Source organism: Lysobacter sp. Hz25, assembly GCF_046097045.1.
Lineage (GTDB): Bacteria > Pseudomonadota > Gammaproteobacteria > Xanthomonadales > Xanthomonadaceae > Lysobacter > Lysobacter antibioticus_B.
The window spans coordinates 2,864,089-2,882,740 of the sequence record NZ_CP175666.1; the positions used below are offsets into that span (position 1 = coordinate 2,864,089).

Genomic DNA, 18,652 nt, shown 5'->3' on the forward strand with positions numbered 1-18,652 from the left:
CGCCGCTGTCGCGCGGCTAGTCCGAGCGCACGGCTGAGCCTTCCGCCGTCCCCGGCGCGCCCTGGGGCGAACCCGCAGCGCCCGCCACGGCGAGGCTCACCACCATCGCCCCGGCCTCCTCGTCGAGGCGCAGGTCGACCCGGTAGCGTTCGCACAGGCGCTGCACGATCGCCAGGCCCAGGCCGAGGCCGGCGCTGCCTTCGCGTTTGCGGAAGGGCTCGTGCAGGCGTTCGCGCAGTTCGGCCGGGATCGGATGGCCGCGGTTGGCGATGCGCAAGCGTCCGCCGGCGATGCCGATGTCGACCGTGCCGGATTCGGTGTGGGCGAAGGCATTGCCGATCAGATTCGACAACAGGATATGCAGCACCGGCTGCGGCAGATCGATGCGCGTCTCGCCGTGCACGTCGACCTCGACCTCGACCGGCTTGCCGTCGAGCCAGACCGCTTGTTCGATCACCACTTGTTCCAACACCGGCAACAGCGCGATCGGCGCATTTGGCAACACCGACGGCGCCTCGCGCGCCAGGGTCAGCAGGGTCGTTACCGTCTGTTCGAGTTGCCAGGCCGATTGGCGCAGGTGCAGCAGATGCTCGCGGCCGGCCGCGGACAGGGCAGGCTCGGCCAGCAGGCGTTCGCCGGCGCTGCGGATCACCGCCAGCGGCGTGCGCAGTTCGTGGCTGGCATCGCGGGTGAAGGCCTGTTCACGCTCGATGAAGGCCTGGGTGCGTTCGGTCATCGCATCCAGGCCGCGTGCGAGCACGCCGACCTCGTCGTCGGGAAAACCCGCGGCGATGCGTTGCGGCCAGCGGTTCGGCGCCATGCTGTCGACCAGCGCGGCCAGGCGCGACAGCGGTGCGGTGCTGCGCCGCGCCAGCCAGGCGCCGAGCGCCAAGGCCAGGCCGACCACGGCCAACGCCGACCAGCCCAGCCATTGCAGGATGCGGTCGCGCATCGGCCGCACCACCAGTTGCCGGCTGACCTCGGCGACCAGCCAGGCGCCTTGCGCCGGCGCCGGCGGCTGCAGCGCCTTGACGTGGTAATGGCGGCCGTCGCGGCCGGCGAATTCCGAACGCCAGGGCTCGGACTCGCGCGCGGCGAGCAGATCGGCGGGGAAATGTTGCGTGTCCGGGTAGACGCGCATGAAGGCTTGTTGCGGCTCGGCCCAAGCGCCGTCGAGCGCGTGCCGGCGCAACTGCGCCTCGGCTTCCTGTTCGAGCATCGACTCGAAGAAGGCGTCTTCGGTCGCGTACATGAAGGCCACCGCATACAACCCGAACAAGGCCGCGACCGACAGGGCGAAGCCGGCGAAAGCGAGCATCAGGCGATTGCGCAGGCGCCGCTTCGGTCGTTTCGGCGTGGCGCTCACGGCGTCGCGTCCTCGTCGCTTTCGAGCTTGAAGCCGACGCCGTGCACGGTGCGCAGCATCGGCCGCGCGAACGGCTTGTCCAGCGCCTGCCGCAACAGATACAGGTGCGAACGCAGCGGATCCGATTGCGGCGGCACATCGCCCCACAGGCGCTGGATCAGCTCGCTGCGGGTCAGGGTGCGCGGCCAGGCTTCGGCGAGGATGGTCAGGATCCGCAAGGGGGTGTGCTGCAGTTCCAGGGCGCGCCCTTGGCGCCGCACTTCGCCGCTGCGGCGGTCGATGCTCAAGCTGCCGATGCGCAGGTCGTGCGGCTCGCCCGCGCGATGCCGGCGCGACAGGGCCAGACAGCGCGCGAGCAATTCTTCGCCGGCGAAGGGCTTGACCAGATAGTCGTCGGCGCCGGCCTCGAAACCGCGCAATTTGTCGTCGAGGCCGTCGCGTGCGGTCAGCATCAGGATCGGCACGTGGCGGTCGGCGCGTGCGCGCAGTTCCGCGCACACGCGCAAGCCGTCGAGGCCGGGCAGGGTCAGGTCGAGCACCAACACGTCGGGCGGATCGCTCAGGGCCAACTGCAGGCCGGTGCGGCCGTCGGCGGCGAAATCGACGGCGTGGCCGTGCGATTCGAACATCGCCGCCATGGCCGCGCGCAGGGCCAGGTGGTCTTCGATCACGAGGATGCGCAAGCGGTCGTGCATCAGCGCTCAGCCGTCGATCCGTTCGAGAAGGCGCTTAGCATCGGCCATGTCCGGGTGGCTGACCAGCACCTCGCCGACCATGGCCCGTGCCTGGGCTTCGTCACCGAGCCGCCAATGCGCTTCGGCCATGCCCAGGCGCAATTGCGGTTCGGGCATGTACGGCGCCGCCAACTGCATGATCGCCAGGGCGGCGCGGGTGCGGGCCGGCTCGGGATGCGCCTGCAACTGGTAATAACCGATCAACCCGATCAACTGCACGTGGTAGGCGTCCGGCTCGTCGGCGAGCGCTTTGTGCGCGGCCTCGCGCTCGCCGGCGAGCAAACGCTCGACCAGGGCCAGGCTGCGTTCGTCGCGCCAGGGCGTGCGCGCGACCGGCGTGCGCCCGAGCGCGGCGACGATGGCTTCGGCGACGGCCGGAGTGGAGTAGGGGTTCTGCCCGGTGATCAAGCGGCCGTCGACAGCCAGCCCCGGCATCATCAAGGGCGCTTCCTGCCAGCGTGCGCCGCGTTCGCGCAGGGCGTCTTCGAGCTGGAAGCGGAACTGCCTGGCCCAGCGCTTGCCGAAGATCGCTTCTTCCTCGTTGCTGAAACCGGTCAAGGCGCGGCCGGCGACCAGATAGGAACCATCGTCGAGACGCACGTCGACCAAGGCGGCCGGGCCGTGGCAGACCGCGGCGACCACGCCGCCGCGTTCGTACACCTCGGCGAGCAGTTTCTTCAGTGCCGGGTCGTCGGGCAGATCGAACATCGCGCCCTTGCCGCCGACCACGTAGACCGCGGCGTAGTCCTCGGCGCGTGCGGCCGAGGTGGCCAGGGTCGTGTTCAACTGGTTCAGGCCGTGGCCTTCTTCGAGCAGGCGTGCATTGAAGGCGAGCTTCGGGTCGTACTTGTCGGCCTCGGCGGCGCCGCCGCGCGGGCTGGCGACGTCCACCGCCAGGCCGTTGTCGCGGAAGATCAGATAGGCCTGGGCGAACTCGTCCATCTCATAGCCGGGCCGGGTCTTGCCCTGGTCGCGGCCTTCGCTGCTGACCACGATCAGGACCTTGTCGGCGGCTTGGGCGATGCCGGTGCCGGAGCACGCCAGCAGCAGGCCCAGGGTCAACTGGCGCACAGACGGGAATCGGAGGTTCATGGCGAGGACTGCGAATGAAGGAGGGCCAGTCTCGCGAGCGCCTGTGAAGCAAACTTCAAACGGCATCGAAGCGGGCCCGGCCATACGCAGCCGTGAGCGCTCCGCTTGCGCCCACGACGACCGGCGGGGCCCGACATGGGGCAGTCCGTCCTATCTGCGTGGCGCGCGACAGGGCACAATGACGGCATGCCTGACCGTGATGCCGACCCGTTGATCGTCGCGATTTCCTCGCGCACCCTGTTCGACATGGAAGAGAGCCATACGCTGTTCGAGCGTGAGGGCATCGACGCCTACGCCGACTTCCAGCGCGAGCACGAGGACGACTTTCTGCGTCCCGGCGTCGCCTTTCCGCTGGTGCGCAAATTGCTGGCGCTCAACCAAGGCGCGCCGCCGGAGGCGCCGCGGGTCGAGGTGATCCTGATCTCGCGCAACTCCGCCGACAGCGGCCTGCGCATCTTCAATTCGATCGCCCATCACGGCCTGTCGATCAAGCGTGCGGCGTTCAGCAACGGCGCGCCGCCGTTTCCGTACATCCGTCCGTTCGGCGCCGATCTGTTCCTCTCGGCCAATGCCGAAGACGTCAGCGCCGCGCTCGCTGCCGGTGTCGCCGCGGCGACTTTGTTGCCGGCGATTCCGCCGTCGCGGCTGGCGCCGCATCTGCGCCCGGACCAGTTGCGTATCGCCTTCGACGGCGACGCGGTGATCTTCGACGACGAGGGCGAGCGGGTCTCGCGCGAGGGCGGCCTGGCCGCGTTCGCCGAGCACGAGCGCAGCCATGCCGGCGAACCGCTCTCCGGCGGCCCGTTCCGCGGCTTCCTCGATGCCCTGCATCGCTTGCAGAAGGCCTTCCCGGTCGGCCAGGACGCGCCGATCCGCACCGCCCTGGTCACCGCGCGTTCGGTGCCGGCGCACGAGCGGGTGATCCGTACCCTGCGCGAGTGGGGCATCCGTCTCGACGAGGCGCTGTTCCTCGGCGGCCGGCCCAAGGGGCCGTTCCTGGAAGCTTTCGGCGCCGACATCTTCTTCGACGATTCCGAGCACAACATCCTGTCGGCGCGCGACCACGTCGCCGCGGGGCATGTGCCGCACGGGGTTGCTAACCGCTAACCGTTCCTGGTTGGCCCGAGAAGCTCAGCGCAAGCGCCCGGGCTGGAACCGCTCGCTCAATCGTCGTGGCCGTTGTGGCGATGACCCAGTTGGCTGCGCACCTCGCCGCCCGGGAATTTGCTGGTGTGCACGTTCGCATAGGCGTTGCCGCCGCGCAGCGCACGCAACAATTCCTCGAACTCGCCGGCGGCGATGCCCTGGCCGGCCGGGCCGACCACGTCGGCGGCCATGATCACGCCCTGGATGGTCGCCGGTGGCGGCGGACACGGTTGTACGCCCGCGGGCGTCGGCGGGCTGGCCAGGTTCGAGCACAGCCACACGGCGATGCCGCCGTTGACGCTGCGCTGGCCCACGTGGATATGCGCCTGGGTGACGTCGCCTTCGAGACCGGAATACGAGAGCTGGTAGTGGATCGTGCCGCCGTCGCCGATGCGGGCGCGGAACCCGCCGCTGGCGCCGGTGGAGACCAGCGGAACTTCCTGGCTGCCTTCCAGGACTGCGCGGAACTCGCGGTGTTCGGCCTGCGCTGAAACAAGCGGAAGCAACGCGACCATCGCAAACGCAGCGATGCGTTTCATGTCGTCGTCCTCGTGGATCGTTCCCGCATTGCGGGCGGACGCGATACGCGTCCGATCGGACGCTGCTCCCAGCGCCGTTAGCCGCGGGTGAAAATATTCCCGGCATCAAACGTGCCAGAAATACCCGGGTTTCTGGCTCGATTCGTGCAGGCGCCACGCCCCGCGCAAGCCTATGCAGCAATGGCAACGGCACGGCACTGTCAAAACTGCCGTTGCCGTAACGATTTTGCTTCTGCCGTGGCTGTGCGTCGCCTCGCACTAGCGAAGGCCATAGAAGACCCGGAGGGCGGCGCCCAAGGATCCGCGCCGTTTTTCGTCGGGACAGGGATGTCCGGTATGTAGATCCCTGCGTCGGCATCGCGCGTGCGGGCTGGTGATTCAAAACAAAGCAACTTCTTTGGTGACTTTGACCGAAGGGAATCCAGACGGACTTTTGTTGCTTTAGACAAAAGAAAGTTACCCGCCGCTTTAGTGGCGGAAGCTTTTGGCGTTTGATCTTGTTTCTTCAGAAGCCACAGGCAAGAGCAGAGCTTCCGTCCGCTGACGCGGCCGGGTTACTTTCTTTTGCTAAGCCCAAAAGAAAGGTAACCAAAGAAAAGGGCTCTCCTTGCAAGGGCACAGGCCACGAGTGCGGTGCCTGCGCCGGGATTTTCCGATAAGACGTCCCTGTCTTATCGGAAAACGCCGCACGTCCTGTGCGGCGCCCTCCGGGTCTCCACTTGACCGGTAAAGCGGCAAGGCAGATCAAAATCTCGGCAACGGCAACGGCAACGGCAACGGCAACGGCAACGGCGTCACGGTTGAGACATGGGCACCTATCCCGGCCGACGATAGAGGCTGAACGAACGCGGTCGCGACTCGCGCCGCTCCTACCCAAGAGCAGCGTTGCCTGCTGTTGCCGTTGTCGTTAGCTGTTGCTGCTGTTGCTGTGCGTCGTCTGGCACTCGCGAAGGCAATCGAAGACCCGCAGGGCGGCGCGCAGGGATGCGCGCCGTTTTTCATCGGGACAGGGATGTCCCGTATGTAGAGCCCTGCGCATGCACCGCTCGTGCGGGCCTGTGATTCAAAGAGAAGCAACTTCTTTGGTTACCTTTGACCGAAGGGAATCCAGAGGACTTTTGTTGCTTTTGACAAAAGAAAGTAACCCGCCGCTTTAGTGGCGGAAGCTCTTGGCGTTTGATGTTGATCTTGCTTGAAAGAGGCGCCGCAAGACCATCGCAGCGCGGTCGCGGCTTGTGACCGAAGGAAATCCAGTAGGACGCCGCTCCTGCCCTGGGGCTGCCGAAAGCGCCTCGCAACGGGAGGCGCTGTTCAAGCTCGCTGCGGCCCGGCCGTTGAAGGCTGTCGTCGCCGGCGTTTTTGTTTCAGGGCAGCATCTTTTCCAGCGGCAGGCGCACGTCGGTGACCCGCCACTTCAGGCCGTCGCGGGTCAATACGAACACCACCGGGTCGCCGTCGGCGTTGTTGACCGTAGCGGTGAAGCGCGACGGCGATTCGAAGCGATAGCTCGGATGCTTGAGCGGTTCCGCCGGCGGCACTTGCGCATAGGCGTCGCGGCGCGGCGCCGACGGATCCAGGCGTCGCAGCAGATTGCGGCCTTCGAGCACCGCGCCGATGCCGACCGGGGTGGCGATCGCATCGACCGCGGTGCCGGCGACGCCGCTGGCCAGGCTCAGGCCGAGCGCGGCGAGCGGATTCGACTGCAGCTCGGGGCCGGCGCGGCGGACGATATAGTCGTCGACTTGCGCTTTCAGGCTCAGGCGCAGCGCGGCGAAGTCGACATGCTTGCTGAGCTCGCCGGCGTTGCGCTCCTTGACCGCGCTGCGGATGGCGTTGACGGTGAGGAACGGTCCGGCGGCGACATAGCCGAGCAACAGGACCAGGGCCAGGACCAACAGAGCTATCCATTTCTTCATTGCGGCGATCCAGGTGACGGACCGCCAGAGTAACGGCCTTGGCCTTACCTTGGCTTAAGAGACGGGGCGGTGCCGGAACTAACTGCTTCTCCGAGAGGTGGGAGAACGTCATCGGCCCCCGTCCCGACCCTCTGCGTGAACGGGATAAGGGCGCGCGGCTCAGGCGGTCTCGGCCGGGCGCGGATCGCGCGCGTAGCGTTGCGCGGCCAGGTGCAGCGCCAGAGCAGCCACCGAGCAGACCGAGCCGGCCATGAACGCCGCCGTGCCACCGCCGTGCTGCCAGGCCAATGCGGCCATGCCGGCGCCGAGCACGCCGCCGATGCCGCCGCTGAAGCCGGACAGCATGCCCTGCGCCGACGCCATGTCGTGGCGCGCCGGGAACAATTCGGCCATGCGCCGCATGCAGCCGGCGTGGAACGCCGCGAAGCTCAACGAATGGCCGGTCTGCGCCAGCGCCATCCAGGCGAAGGAATCGGCGAACCAGGCCACCAATACCCAGCGCAGCGCGGTCGCGAAGATGCAGGCCGCGATCAGGCGATGCGCACCGAAGCGCTGCACCAGCCGCGGCGCCTGCCAGAACATCAGGATCTCGCACACCACCCCGATCGCCCACAGCAGGCCGACGGTGAAACCGTCGTGGCCGTGAGCCTGCAACTGCAGGGTGTAGAACACGTAGAACGGCCCGAAGCCCAACTGCACGAGCAGCACGGTGCCGAGCAGACGGCGCGTGCCGGGACGGCGCCACAGACGCTCGCGCGGCGTGCCTTCGAGCGGCGCCGGCGAGGGCGGATCGCCGCGATGCAGCCAGGCTGCGGCGACGGTCAGCACCAGCCAGGGCAGGCTCAACCAGACGAAGGCGTCGTTGCCTAGCCGGTCGAGCAACCAGCCGTAGCTCGCCGCGACGATCAGGAAGCCGACCGAGCCCCACATGCGGATCTTGCCGTAGTCGTGATTGCGCGTGCCTAGCGCGTTCAGGGTCATCGCCTCGAACTGCGGCATCACCGCGTTGAAGAACAGCGCGAACGCTCCCATCACCACGAACAACATCACGCCGCCGTCGAAGCGGGCGAAGCCGGCGAACGTCGCCAGCGCCAGCAGGCAGCCGGCGACCAGCCAATGCCCCGGCGCCCGGCTGCGCGCGACCTGCCGCGCCCAGGTCGGCGGCGCCAGGATGCGTCCGCCGTACCACAGCGCGAGCATCGCTCCGACCGCATAACCGCCGTGACCGTTGGCGCTGACCCAGCGCCCGATATAGGGCGTATAGGCACCGAGCATGCCGAAGTAGCCGAGGTAGAACAGGGCGTAGCGGCGGAATTCGGCGGTGGACAAGTGAGGCTCGGCGAGGCGCGGCGGATGCCGCTCACGATACCGGAAGCGGTGTGGGATTCGGTTGCCGTGGGGCGCGGTTTCGGGAGGTTTTTTTCGGTCGGTCAGGCCGGGCTATGAGGTGTCGGATCGATAGGCCGGACCTGAGGGGCGGTGAGCGTTCGAGGCATCGCAGTTTCTTCGATCGGGGCTTGCGCCGCTCCTACCCAAGAGCAGCGACGCTAGGGGGGTTGCTGTTGCCGTTGCCGTTGCTGTGCGTAGCTTCGCACTAGCGAAGGCAATCGAAGACCCGGAGGGCGGCCCGCATGGATGCGGGCCGTTTTTCATCGGGACAGGGATGTCCCGTATGAAAAATCCCTGCGGAGGCATCGCTCGTGCGGGCCTGTGATTCAAAGCAAAAGCATTTTTCTTTGGTTACTTTCTTTTGTTGCTTTAGACAAAAGAAAGTTACCCGCCGCTTTAGTGGCGGAAGCTTTTATCGTTTGGTCTTGCTTCCATTAAAGCCACAGGCAAGTGCGAAGTACCCCTGTAGGAGCGACGTAAGTTGCGACCACGCTCTGCCGGCCTCCGGCACAACCCTTCAAGAAAGAGCAGAGCTTCCGTCCGCTACGCGGTCGGGTTACTTTCTTTTGCTAAGCCCAAAAGAAATGTAACCAAAGAAAAGGGCTCTCCTTGCAAGGGCACAGGCCACGAGTGCGATGCCCGCGCCGGGATTTTCCGATAAGACGTCCCTGTCTTATCGGAAAACGCCGCACGTCCTGTGCGGCGCCCTCCGGGTCTCCACTTGACCGGCAAAGCAGCAAAGCAGATCAAAATCACGGCAACGGCAACGGCAACGGCAACGGCCGTCACAGATGCAACCGCAACCCCTGTTGAGTAGGAGCGGCGTCCTACTGGATTTCCTTCGGTCACAAGCCGCGACCGCGCCGCCTCACTTGTCGGCGCCGCCACGAACTACGATCAAAACCCGAAAATCAGAACTCCAGATCCAACGCCGCGCACAGGTAATCGGTGAACGGCGCCAGCCCGGCCAGATCCTTCTCCAGGGTCTTCAGCAAGCGCGGCCCGGTCATGGTCTCGTCGTCGATGGCCCGCAAGGCGACGAAATTCTTGCGCCTCAGGTCGTCGGCGAACTCGAAGTCGGCGGGAAAACCGCGCGGGGCGCGGGTCAGCATTTCGCTGTCGTCGAGGTCGTAGCGCTTGCGGAACTTCGGGTCGTGCGCAGCGGCCTTCCAACTGCCCGGGTTGTCGAGCACGAAGTGACGGATCTTGCGCAAAGAGTCGGGCTGCGGGTGCCACACGCCGGAGGCGATGAAACAGTTGCCGCCTTCCAGGTGGATGTAGAACGACGGCGCTTCGATCTGGCGGCCGCGCTCGTGGAACAGCCGCGCGCCCTGGTGGGTCTTGTACGGCGCCTTGTCGTTGGCGAAACGGGTGTCGCGCTGGATGCGGAACAATGAACCGCCGACGTTCTTGGGCTCGGAGCGGTAATGCGGGCTGACTTCGGCCAGGACCGGTTGCAGGTCGGTCAACAGGCGCAGGAAGGGTTCGCGCACATGGCTCTCGAAATCGGGCTTGTGGGCATGGAACCATTCGCGGTTGTTGTGACGCGCCAGCGAACGCAGGAACTTGAAGCTGGCTTCGGAAAAATAGCGGCTCATGCGGCGGGCTCTTGGGCTTGCTCGTAACGGGGGACGGTCAGTATCACAGGGCCGGCTTGAGGCCGGCGTCGATGTCGCGGGCCCAGGCTTCGAGGCGGTCGAGCAAGGCCTGTTTGCCGCCCTCGGCGCCGGCGAGTGCGCGGGTCTGGGCGAGTTCGGCGTGGAAACGCGCGAAGCTGTACTCCGACAGGCCGGCCTCGTCGTACAGGCGGTGGCGGCGGTAGTCGTCCCAGCGTTCGCGCTCTTGCGCGTCCAGAGTCTGCGGCCAGTTGCGGGCGCGATAACGGAACAACAGCTCGGGCAAGCGCGCGTCGCGGAAATCGAAAGCCGCCTGGGCCAGCGCCGGCGGCGGGGTGGTGCGAACCTGGCGGAACAGGCGCTTGTCGCCGTCGCCGATGAAGGCGTCGTACAACGAGGCGTCGACGTCGGACGGCTCGCGGGCACGGTCGTTGGCGTAGACGCGGCGGACCTTCTCGACCAGTTCCGGACCGGCTTCGCGGATCTGCGCGGCGCGGTACTCGACCTGGGCCGGGTCGATGCTCAGACGCTCGAAATCGGCCGGGCGCAGGTGGTTCCAGGCGATCAGCGCCGGGCAGCGGTTCAGATGCACTTCCTTGAGCGCGACGCGTTCCTCGCCTTCAGGCAGGTCGGCGGTCGGCGTGTACAAGCGGTCGGCGATCTCGTCCGGCGCCAGCCGCAACAGCGCCGCCGGGTCCTGTATCAGGTCGAACACCAGCACGCGGTTGTCGATGCGCGGATGCCGCGCCAGTGGGATCACCGGCGCCGCGCACAGGCGGCTGGCCGGATAGCGCTGCGAGACGTGCAGGGCCGGGGTCATCGCGATGGTGTCGAGCAAGGTCGCGGCGAAGCGCTTGTCGCGCAGGCGCAGGGCGTACTCCCACAGCTTCGGCTGCGCGGTCTTGAACTTGCGCGCGATGCCGATCAGGGCGCGTACGTCCGATAAGGCTTCGTGGGCATCGCCTTCGCGCACGCCATTGGCCTCGGCGAGGTGTTCGAGCTTGAACGAGGTGGTGCCGTCTTCGCGCTGCGGCCAGACCACGCCGTCGGGGCGCAGGGCGTGGGCGAGACGCATCACGTCGAGCAGGTCCCAGCGCGAATTGCCGCCGCGCCATTCGCGTTCGTAAGGATCGTAGAAATTGCGGAACAGGCCGTAGCGGACGAACTCGTCGTCGAAGCGCAGCGAGTTGTAGCCGGCGCTGCAGGTCTCCGGTCGCGACATTTCGTCGGAGATCAGGGCGAAGATCTCGGCCTCGCTGACGCCATCGCGCAGGGCGTCCTGCGGCGCGATCCCGGTGATCAGGGTCGCCACCGGCGAGGGCAACAGGTCGTCGGCGGGCTTGACGAAGACGCTGATCGGCTCTTCGACCGGATTCAGGTCGGCGTCGGTGCGGATCGCCGCGAACTGGGCGATGCGGGTCGTGCGCGGGTCGGCGCCGAAGGTTTCGAGGTCGTAGAACAGAAAACTGGCGGGCATGGGATCAATCGTCCGCGGGCAGGGGCGACAGACGCTCGCGCACCAGCGCGTCGACCGCCGGCCAGTCGAGAGTGGCCAGGCTGTCGTGGCCGCGGGTCAGTTCCACCAGCAGCTCGCGTTGCTGCAGGCCGCGGGCATAGGCCACTTCGTAAGGCATGCGGTGGAAGGTCACCATGGCGTAGCGCGGCATGAAGCGCTCGGGATGGCGTTCGGCGAGTTCGTGCTCGAGAGCACGTTGCAGCAGGTAGTCGTCGTTGTCGACGCGGTCGCGCATCTCCAGGTAGTTTTCCAGCGCCATAGCCTGGATCGCGCGCGCGCTCGGCAGGCGCTCGGCCTGGAACGCGGCGAAGGCGGCGGCGCGGTCGTCGTCGGCGAGCAGGCGCTCGGCCAGGGCGACGCAGTCCTCGAAGGCGCAGTTCATGCCCTGGCCGTGGAAGGGCACCATCGCGTGAGCGGCGTCGCCGAGCAGCACGGCGCGGTCGTCCAGGTGCCAGCGGTCCAGGTACAAGGTGGCGAGCAGGCCGGCCGGGTTGCGCTCGAAGTCTTGTTCGAGTTGCGGGATCAAGGGCACCGCGTCGGCGAAGTCGCGCTCGAACAAGGCGCGCGCATCGGCGCCGTTGCGCACGGTCTCGAAGCTCGGGTCGCCTTCGTTGGGCAGGAACAGGGTGACGGTGAAGGTGCGTTCGTCGTTCGGCAGGGCAATGCACATGTAGCGGCCGCGCGGCCAGATGTGCAGGGCGTTCGGCTCGATGCTGAAACCGCCGTCGGGCGACGGCGGGATCTCCAGCTCCTTGTAGGAATGGCCGAGGAACTCGGTGCGTTCGCCCAATTCGACCGCGTGCTTCATCGCACCGCGCAAGGCCGAGCCGGCGCCGTCGGCGCCGACCAGGCTGTCGAACACGATCTCGTGTGCGCTGTCGTCGCGGTCGTCATGGAACACCGCCAGGCGGCGCTCGAAATCGACCGATTGCAGGCCGCGATGGAAGTGCAACTGGGCGCCGGCGTCCTCGGCGATCTGCAGCAGGATCAGATTCAACTCGCCGCGGTGCACCGACCAGATCACTTCGCTGTCGTCGCGCCCGTAGCGCTGCAGGTCGCTGCGGCCGTCGAGGAAATGCACCATGCGCCCGCGCATCATCACCGCCTGCGCCATGACCGCATCGTCGGCCCCGGCCAGGCGCAGCGCATGGCGGCCGCGTTCGGCCAGGGCGAGATTGATCGAGCGCCCGCCCTGATAGCCCTTGAGGCGCGGATCGCCGCGCTTCTCGTAGACATCGACCTCCCAGCCGCGCCGCGCCAGCAAGGTGGCGAGCAGCGCGCCGGCGAGGCCGGCGCCGATGATGGTGATGTGCTTGGGGTATATGTTTGCGTTCAAGCGGCGAGTCCTATGGCGAGTCGCGCGAGGAGGGGCAGGGAGCCGTGGATCTTCATACCGTCATTCCCGCGAAGGCGGGAATCCAGAGGCTTCAGCCGGTACTCGCGATGTCCTGCCATAAGTCGCGCTATTCCGGATTGTTCTCTTCGATCAGTTGGATCTTCCATTCGCGGTTCCATTTCTTTATTTTCTTCTCGCGTTGAATGGCGCTTTCCATGGTCTCGTGCTGTTCGTACCAAACCAGTCGATCGACGCCATAGCGTTCGGTGAAGCCTTGTGCCAGGTGCTCGCGATGTTGCCATACGCGTTGGATCAGGTCGCTCGTAACGCCGGTATACAAGGTGCCGCGTTTCGCGCTTGCAAGGAGGTACACGGCGGGCGACCTGGACACTTCAACCTCACTTTGGATTCCCGCCTTCGCGGGAATGACGGTAGGAGGGTTCGCCGGACCTGAGCGGATCCAGGTGGGACGAAGCCAGAATCAATCGCCCCTCCAGGCTTCCACCGCCCGGGCAAAGCGCAGCACGTCGGCGTGGGTGTTGTACAAGGGCGCCGGCGAGATCCGGATCACGTCGGGCTCGCGCCAATCGCCGAGCACGCCGTTGGCGGCGAGATAGTCGAACAGGTCGCGGCCGGCGGCGCGGCCGCTGAGGCCGCGGCCGCCGATCACTCGCAACGACAGCTGACAACCGCGTTGCGCCGGGTCGGCGGGAGTGACGATATCGAGCGTATCGGCGAGGCGTTCGCGGATCAGCGCTTCCAGATAGCCGGTCAGGCGCTGCGACTTTTCGCGCAGAGCGGGCATACCGACCCGGTCGAACAGGTCCAACGATGCGCGCAAGGGAGCGAGGCCCAGGATCGGCGGGTTGCTGAGCTGCCATCCTTCGGCGCCCGCGGTCGGGACGAAGTCCGGCCCCATGCGGAAACGGGTCGAGGTTTCGTGACCCCACCAGCCGGCGAAGCGCGGTCGGTCGGTGCGGGCGTGGTGTGCGTGGACGAAACAGCCGGCGACCGCACCGGGGCCGGAGTTCAGGTACTTGTAGTGGCACCACACCGCGAAATCCACGCCGCTGTCGTGCAACTGCAGTTCGAGGTTGCCGACGCCGTGGGCGAGGTCGAAGCCGCACAGCGCGCCCTGCGCATGCGCCAGGCGCACGATCGCCGGCAGGTCGAAGGCCTGGCCGCTGCGGTATTGCACGCCGGGCCACAGCACCAGGGCCAGGCGCGGGCCGTGCTCGGCGATGGCGCGTTCGATCGTCGCCATCGAGATCAGCCCGCCGGGTTCGTCGGGCTCGACCTCGATGAGGTCGGTGGCCGGGTCGAAACCGTGGAAGGCGATCTGCGAAGCCACGGCATAGCGGTCGGACGGAAACGAACCGGCTTCGATCAGGATCGCCGGGCGCTCGCGGGTCGGCCGGTAGAAGCTGACCATCATCAGGTGCAGGTTGGCGGTCAGCGAATTCATCGCGATCACTTCGCCCGGGTGGGCGCCGACCAGGCGTGCGAGCGGGTCGCGCACCAGTTCGTGATACGGCATCCACTGCGCCTGGCCGGTGAAGTGGCCTTCGACCGCTTCCATCGCCCACTTGTCCAGCACCTCTTCGACGTGCGCGCGTGCGCCGCGCGGCTGCAGGCCGAGCGAATTGCCGACGAAGTAGGCCTGCTCCTCGTCGCCGTGGCGGGGAATCAGGAATTCGCCGCGCAGGGTCGGCAGCGGGTCGGCGGCGTCGAGCGCGGCGGCATGGGCGGGGGACGACAGATCGGTCACGGGAAAGGCCTGGCAACGTGGAGCGGTGATGAGAGATGAGTGACGAGGGGGCAAGGGCGGGCTTCGCCCGGCACTCACTCGAAGCGCGATTTCGACAGCCCCAGCCATTCCAGCGCGGTGCCGTGATACAGCCGCGCCTGGTCGGCCGGCGGCAGGTCGAGCGAGGCGATGCCGGCACCGGGCGTCTGTTCGCCGAGCGGGAACGGGTAGTCGGTGCCGAGCATCACCCGCGACACGCCGCAGGTGTCGAGCAAGTATTCGAGCGCGCGCGGGTCGGCGACCCAGGAATCGAAGTAGAACTGGTTCAGATAGTCGCGCGGGTTGCGCGGGTTGTCGGTCGCGACCAGGTCGGGGCGCATGTTGAAGCCGTGTTCGATCCGGCCGATGGTGTAGGGGAAACTGCCGCCGCCGTGGGCCAGGCAGATCTTCAGCTTCGGCAGGCGTTCGAGCACGCCGCCGAACACCAGGCAGCAGGCCGCGCGCGATTGCTCGGCCGGCATGCCGACCAGCCACGGCAGCCAGTACTTCGGCATGCTCGGCGTGCCCATCATGTCCCAGGGATGCACCAGGATCGCCGCACCGAGGTCACTGGCCGCCTGGAAGAATTCGAACAACTCCGGCGCGTCGAGGTTCCAGTCGTTGACGTGGCTGCCGATCTGGCAGCCCTGCAGGCCGAGCTGGTCCATGCAGCGTTCCAGTTCCTGCACCGCCAGGCGCGGCGACTGCAGCGGCACCGTGCCGATGCCGGCGTAGTGGCGCGGGTAGTCGCGGCAGGCCTGCGCCATGTGATCGTTGAGCGCCTGGTGCAGGTCGAGCGCCTGGTTGGCCTTGGCCCAGTAGCTGAACATCACCGGCACGGTGCTGATGACCTGCACCTGCACGCCGAAGCGCGCGTAGTCGTCGATGCGCTCCTGCGGGTCCCAGGTCTTCGACCAGATCTCGCGGAAGAACTTGCCGTCCTTGTAGATGCGATGGCGGCCGTCGTCGGTGTGGTGGATCACCGGGAAGCGCTCGTCGCCGTACTTGCGCGCCAGGTCGGGCCAGTCGCGCGGCAGATAGTGAGCGTGGGTGTCGATCTTGAGCATCGTCGCCTCAGGTGTCGGGCATCACGTAGCGGCCCGGCGCCGGGTTCAGATGGCCGCAGTCCATGCAGGTCCGATGTTCGCGCGAGGAATAGAAACGCTCGAACACCGGCGGAAAGTCGGCCTCGATGTCGTGCAGGTGGAAGAATTCTTCATAGAGCTTGTGGTTGCAGCGCTCGCAGTACCACATCAGGCCGTCGTCTTCGTGGGCCAGGCGCTTGCGCTCGATGACCAGGCCGACCGAATCGGGCATGCGCTGCGGCGAATGCGGCACGCGCGGCGGCAGCAGGAAGGTCTCGCCGGCGCGGATCGGGATGTCGCGCACCGCACCGTCCTCCTGGATGCGCAGGACCATCTCGCCTTCGAGCTGGTAGAACCACTCCGGGCCTTCGTCCCAGTGATAGTCGGTGCGCTGGTTAGGGCCGCCGACCACCATGACGATGAAATCGCCGAGGTGGATCACCTTGTTGCCGACCGGCGGCTTCAGCAGGTGCCGGTGTTCGTCGATCCATTGGTTGAGGTTGATCGGTCCAGGAAGCATTCACGTGCCCTCGGGCGGTGCGCCGTTTCGCTGCGGGGCGAAGGCGGCGATGCATTTGAGTTCGATGGCGATCGGCGTCGGCAGCGCGGTGATGCCGAGGGTGGTCCGGCACGGCGCCCGTTCGAGGTCGGGGAAATACTCGGCCCAGACCGCGTTATAGGCGGTGAAATCGCGGGCCATGTCGGTCAGGTACACGGTCACGTCGACCAGGTCGTCCCAGCCGGCGCCGCTGGCTTCGAGCACGGCGCGGACGTTGGCGAACACCGAGCGGCACTGCAACTCGATGTCGTAAGCGATCAGGCGGCCTTCGGCGTCGTGGACGTTGCCGGGGATGGCGTTGCTGGCGGCGTCGCGCGGGCCGATCCCGGACAGGAACAGCAAGTCGCCGACCCGGCGCGCATGCGGGTACAGGCCGACCGGCCGCGGCGCCTTGGCGGCGCTGATGCCGCCGCCGCTCATCGCGGCGAACCGCCGTGGGTCGAATGCACCGTGGCGACGGCGCGTTCGTAGGTGTCCTGCAGGGCCTCGAAGCTGTCGATGTTCATGCCGGTGTCGTGGACGCGGCCGTTGCGCAGGCTGTAGACCCAGCCGTGCACGGCGAGCGGCTGCTGGCGCGCCCAGGCATCGCGGACGATGGTGGTCAGGCTGACGTTCTGCACCTGTTCGATCACGTTGAGCTCGCACAGACGGTCGTGACGCTCGTCGGCATGGGCATGCGAGATGCAGGCCACGTGCTTGTCGGCGACGTCGCCGACATGGCGGATCCAGTTGTCGGCCAGGCCCAGGCGCTGGCCGTGCAGGGCCGCATGCACGCCGCCGCAGCCGTAGTGGCCGACCACGAGGATGTGCTTGACCTTGAGCACGTCGACCGCGAACTGGATCACCGACAGGCAGTTGAGGTCGGTATGCACCACGACGTTAGCGATGTTGCGATGGACGAAGACCTCGCCCGGGGCCATGTCGATGATCTGGTTGGCCGGCACGCGCGAATCCGAGCAGCCGATCCAGAGGTACTCCGGCGCCTGTTGGCGCGAGAGGCGGGCGAAGAATTCAGGGTCCTCGGCATTGATGCGCTCGGACCATTCGCGGTTTCGTTCAAGCAGGTCGTGCAACGGACTCATACTACGGTCATCCCAGGTGAAGGCCGACGTTCTTGGCGTCGGTGAAGAAACGCATGGCCTCGGCGCCGCCTTCGCGGCCGAGGCCGGACGCGCCGACGCCGCCGAACGGCGTGCGCAGGTCGCGTTGCAGCCAGGTGTTGACCCAGACCATGCCGACGCGCAATTGCGCGGCGAGGCGGTGGGCGCGGGCGAGGTCGCGGGTCCAGACCGACGCCGACAGGCCGTAGTCGCCGGCATTGGCCAGCGCCAGCGCCTGCGCGTCGTCGTCGAAAGCCTGAAGCGTCACGACCGGGCCGAAGATCTCTTCGCGGTTGCTGGCGCAGTCCGGGCCGAGGCCTTCGATCACGGTCGGCGCCACGTACCAGCCGGGCCGGTCCAAGGCATGGCCGCCGCACAGCACGCGGCCGCCTTCGCCGCGCGCGCGTTCGAGCGCGGCCAGGACCTTGTCGTAGTGCGCCTGCGACACCAGCGGGCCGAGCGCGGTGCTCTCGTCTGCAGGCTCGCCGATCTTCAGCGCCTGGGCGCGTTCGACCAGGGCGTCGCGGACTTCGTCGTAGATCGAGCGCTCGATCAGCACACGCGAGCCGCACAGGCAGATCTGCCCCGAATTCTGGAACGCCGAGCGCACCAGGGTGTCGAGGTTCGCGCGCCAGTCGCTGTCGGCGAACACCAGGTTCGGGTTCTTGCCGCCTAGCTCCAGCGAGACCTTGCGCAACAGCGGCGCGGCGATGCCGGCGATGCGCTGGCCGACCGCGGTGCTGCCGGTGAACGAGATCGCGCGCACCGCCGGGTGCCGGACCAGGCTTTCGCCGACCTCGGGGCCGAGGCCATGGACGATGTTGAGCACACCATGCGGGAAGCCGATTTCGGCGGCCAGCTCGCCGAGCATGCTGGCCGTGGCCGGGGTCACTTCGGAAGGCTTGGCGACCACGGTGTTGCCGGCCGCGAGCGCCGGGGCGATCTTCCAGGTGAACAGGTACAGCGGCAGGTTCCACGGCGAGATCGTCGCGACCACGCCGAGCGGCGCGCGCAAGGTGTAGTTGAGCCCGGCCTGGCCGTGGTGGGATTCGCTGGCGAACTGGGTCGCGGCGTGGGCGAAGAAGCGCAGGTTGGAAACCGCACGCGGGATCTCGGCTTCGCGGGCGAGCCGGATCGGCTTGCCGGCGTCCCGCGATTCGGCTTGGGCGAAGTCCTCCAGGCGCGTTTCCAACGCGCCGGCCAAGGCTTCGAGCCAGCGCGCGCGTTCGCTGTGGGGCAGGGCCGACCAGGCCGGGAACGCGGCCTGCGCCGCGGCGACCGCGAGCTCGACGTCGGCGGCGTCGCCGGCCGCGACCTGCGCATACGCTTGCGCATTGGCGGGGTCGTGGACATCGAGCCAACGACCGCCGGCCGCATCGCGCGCCTGGCCGTCGATCCAGTGCCGGAATCTGTGCATGCGCCAAGCTTAACGCGTGGGCGCGGCAGCGCCCATAGCGCGGGGCGGCGGCAGG

General features: G+C 67.3%; 17 protein-coding genes. 1 reads left to right on the forward strand and 16 read right to left on the reverse strand.

The window, feature by feature from the left end; genetic code table 11:
- Positions 1-16: 16 nt before the first annotated feature.
- From ACKN61_RS12070 to ACKN61_RS12080, 3 genes are read right to left on the reverse strand one after another with little or no spacing between them, the layout of a single operon-like run.
- Positions 17-1,366, reverse strand: coding sequence for a sensor histidine kinase (locus ACKN61_RS12070; protein WP_408953641.1), 1,350 nt, complete (start codon positions 1,364-1,366; stop codon positions 17-19).
- Positions 1,363-2,049 carry a response regulator transcription factor gene (locus tag ACKN61_RS12075; RefSeq protein ID WP_408953814.1) on the reverse strand — a complete coding sequence of 229 codons (687 nt, stop codon included), beginning with the start codon at positions 2,047-2,049 and terminating at the stop codon, positions 1,363-1,365. The genes ACKN61_RS12070 and ACKN61_RS12075 overlap by 4 nt, the downstream gene beginning before the upstream one ends.
- 18 nt (positions 2,050-2,067) lie before the next feature.
- Positions 2,068-3,192 carry a type 1 glutamine amidotransferase domain-containing protein gene (locus tag ACKN61_RS12080; RefSeq protein ID WP_408953642.1) on the reverse strand — a complete coding sequence of 375 codons (1,125 nt, stop codon included), beginning with the start codon at positions 3,190-3,192 and terminating at the stop codon, positions 2,068-2,070.
- Positions 3,193-3,378: 186 nt separating this feature from the next.
- On the opposite strand from ACKN61_RS12080, the gene ACKN61_RS12085 reads away from it, so the two are divergent.
- Positions 3,379-4,299 carry a 5'-nucleotidase gene (locus tag ACKN61_RS12085; protein WP_031372348.1) on the forward strand — a complete coding sequence of 307 codons (921 nt, stop codon included), beginning with the start codon at positions 3,379-3,381 and terminating at the stop codon, positions 4,297-4,299.
- Positions 4,300-4,355: 56 nt separating this feature from the next.
- On the opposite strand, the gene ACKN61_RS12090 is transcribed toward ACKN61_RS12085, so the two are convergent.
- The 13 genes from ACKN61_RS12090 to ACKN61_RS12150 all read right to left on the reverse strand — a co-directional run bounded on the left by ACKN61_RS12090 (position 4,356) and on the right by ACKN61_RS12150 (position 18,597).
- Entirely contained in the window at positions 4,356-4,877 is a 522-nt protein-coding gene (locus tag ACKN61_RS12090; protein ID WP_408953643.1) for a CHRD domain-containing protein, read from the reverse strand.
- Positions 4,878-6,241: 1,364 nt separating this feature from the next.
- A complete protein-coding gene (locus ACKN61_RS12095; RefSeq protein ID WP_408953644.1) occupies positions 6,242-6,793 on the reverse strand; it encodes a DUF2939 domain-containing protein in 552 nt (183 codons plus the stop codon).
- 159 nt (positions 6,794-6,952) lie between these two features.
- Entirely contained in the window at positions 6,953-8,122 is a 1,170-nt protein-coding gene (locus ACKN61_RS12100) for an MFS transporter (RefSeq protein ID WP_408953645.1), read from the reverse strand.
- Between the two features lie 971 nt (positions 8,123-9,093).
- Positions 9,094-9,780 (reverse strand): DUF2461 domain-containing protein, encoded by a 687-nt coding sequence (locus ACKN61_RS12105; RefSeq protein WP_408953646.1) that lies wholly within the window; start codon positions 9,778-9,780, stop codon positions 9,094-9,096.
- Between the two features lie 43 nt (positions 9,781-9,823).
- Complete coding sequence (gene sbcB, locus ACKN61_RS12110; protein ID WP_408953647.1) at positions 9,824-11,275, reverse strand: exodeoxyribonuclease I; 1,452 nt, start codon at positions 11,273-11,275, stop codon at positions 9,824-9,826.
- A 4-nt stretch (positions 11,276-11,279) separates the two neighbouring features.
- Positions 11,280-12,650 carry an FAD-dependent oxidoreductase gene (locus ACKN61_RS12115; RefSeq protein WP_408953648.1) on the reverse strand — a complete coding sequence of 457 codons (1,371 nt, stop codon included), beginning with the start codon at positions 12,648-12,650 and terminating at the stop codon, positions 11,280-11,282.
- A gap of 127 nt (positions 12,651-12,777) precedes the next feature.
- Positions 12,778-13,023 carry a GIY-YIG nuclease family protein gene (locus tag ACKN61_RS12120; RefSeq protein ID WP_408953649.1) on the reverse strand — a complete coding sequence of 82 codons (246 nt, stop codon included), beginning with the start codon at positions 13,021-13,023 and terminating at the stop codon, positions 12,778-12,780.
- Positions 13,024-13,131: 108 nt separating this feature from the next.
- Positions 13,132-14,418, reverse strand: coding sequence for a kynureninase (gene kynU, locus ACKN61_RS12125; protein ID WP_408953650.1), 1,287 nt, complete (start codon positions 14,416-14,418; stop codon positions 13,132-13,134).
- Between the two features lie 74 nt (positions 14,419-14,492).
- Positions 14,493-15,503: an amidohydrolase family protein gene (locus ACKN61_RS12130; RefSeq protein ID WP_057917911.1), complete on the reverse strand. Its 1,011-nt coding sequence runs from the start codon at positions 15,501-15,503 to the stop codon at positions 14,493-14,495.
- Positions 15,504-15,510: 7 nt separating this feature from the next.
- Positions 15,511-16,041, reverse strand: a complete 531-nt coding sequence (locus tag ACKN61_RS12135) for a 3-hydroxyanthranilate 3,4-dioxygenase (RefSeq protein WP_408953651.1) — start codon at positions 16,039-16,041, stop codon at positions 15,511-15,513.
- Positions 16,042-16,500: a RidA family protein gene (locus tag ACKN61_RS12140; protein ID WP_408953652.1), complete on the reverse strand. Its 459-nt coding sequence runs from the start codon at positions 16,498-16,500 to the stop codon at positions 16,042-16,044.
- Positions 16,497-17,162: a carbonate dehydratase gene (gene can / locus ACKN61_RS12145; RefSeq protein WP_408953653.1), complete on the reverse strand. Its 666-nt coding sequence runs from the start codon at positions 17,160-17,162 to the stop codon at positions 16,497-16,499. The genes ACKN61_RS12140 and can overlap by 4 nt, the downstream gene beginning before the upstream one ends.
- A 7-nt stretch (positions 17,163-17,169) precedes the next feature.
- The gene (locus ACKN61_RS12150; protein ID WP_408953654.1) at positions 17,170-18,597 is read right to left on the reverse strand and encodes an aldehyde dehydrogenase; all 1,428 of its coding nucleotides are present in this window, start codon (positions 18,595-18,597) and stop codon (positions 17,170-17,172) included.
- Positions 18,598-18,652 lie beyond the last annotated feature (55 nt).

What these genes read in the sequence shown, in the direction of transcription:
- ACKN61_RS12140 (WP_408953652.1), bottom strand. Translation starts at nt 16,500, where the DNA reads ATGAGCGGCGGCGGCATCAGCGCCGCCAAGGCGCCGCGGCCGGTCGGC.
- ACKN61_RS12085 (WP_031372348.1), top strand. Translation starts at nt 3,379, where the DNA reads ATGCCTGACCGTGATGCCGACCCGTTGATCGTCGCGATTTCCTCGCGC.
- can (WP_408953653.1), bottom strand. Translation starts at nt 17,162, where the DNA reads ATGAGTCCGTTGCACGACCTGCTTGAACGAAACCGCGAATGGTCCGAG.
- ACKN61_RS12080 (WP_408953642.1), bottom strand. Translation starts at nt 3,192, where the DNA reads ATGAACCTCCGATTCCCGTCTGTGCGCCAGTTGACCCTGGGCCTGCTG.
- ACKN61_RS12090 (WP_408953643.1), bottom strand. Translation starts at nt 4,877, where the DNA reads ATGAAACGCATCGCTGCGTTTGCGATGGTCGCGTTGCTTCCGCTTGTT.
- ACKN61_RS12105 (WP_408953646.1), bottom strand. Translation starts at nt 9,780, where the DNA reads ATGAGCCGCTATTTTTCCGAAGCCAGCTTCAAGTTCCTGCGTTCGCTG.
- ACKN61_RS12095 (WP_408953644.1), bottom strand. Translation starts at nt 6,793, where the DNA reads ATGAAGAAATGGATAGCTCTGTTGGTCCTGGCCCTGGTCCTGTTGCTC.
- ACKN61_RS12130 (WP_057917911.1), bottom strand. Translation starts at nt 15,503, where the DNA reads ATGCTCAAGATCGACACCCACGCTCACTATCTGCCGCGCGACTGGCCC.
- ACKN61_RS12150 (WP_408953654.1), bottom strand. Translation starts at nt 18,597, where the DNA reads ATGCACAGATTCCGGCACTGGATCGACGGCCAGGCGCGCGATGCGGCC.
- ACKN61_RS12135 (WP_408953651.1), bottom strand. Translation starts at nt 16,041, where the DNA reads ATGCTTCCTGGACCGATCAACCTCAACCAATGGATCGACGAACACCGG.
- sbcB (WP_408953647.1), bottom strand. Translation starts at nt 11,275, where the DNA reads ATGCCCGCCAGTTTTCTGTTCTACGACCTCGAAACCTTCGGCGCCGAC.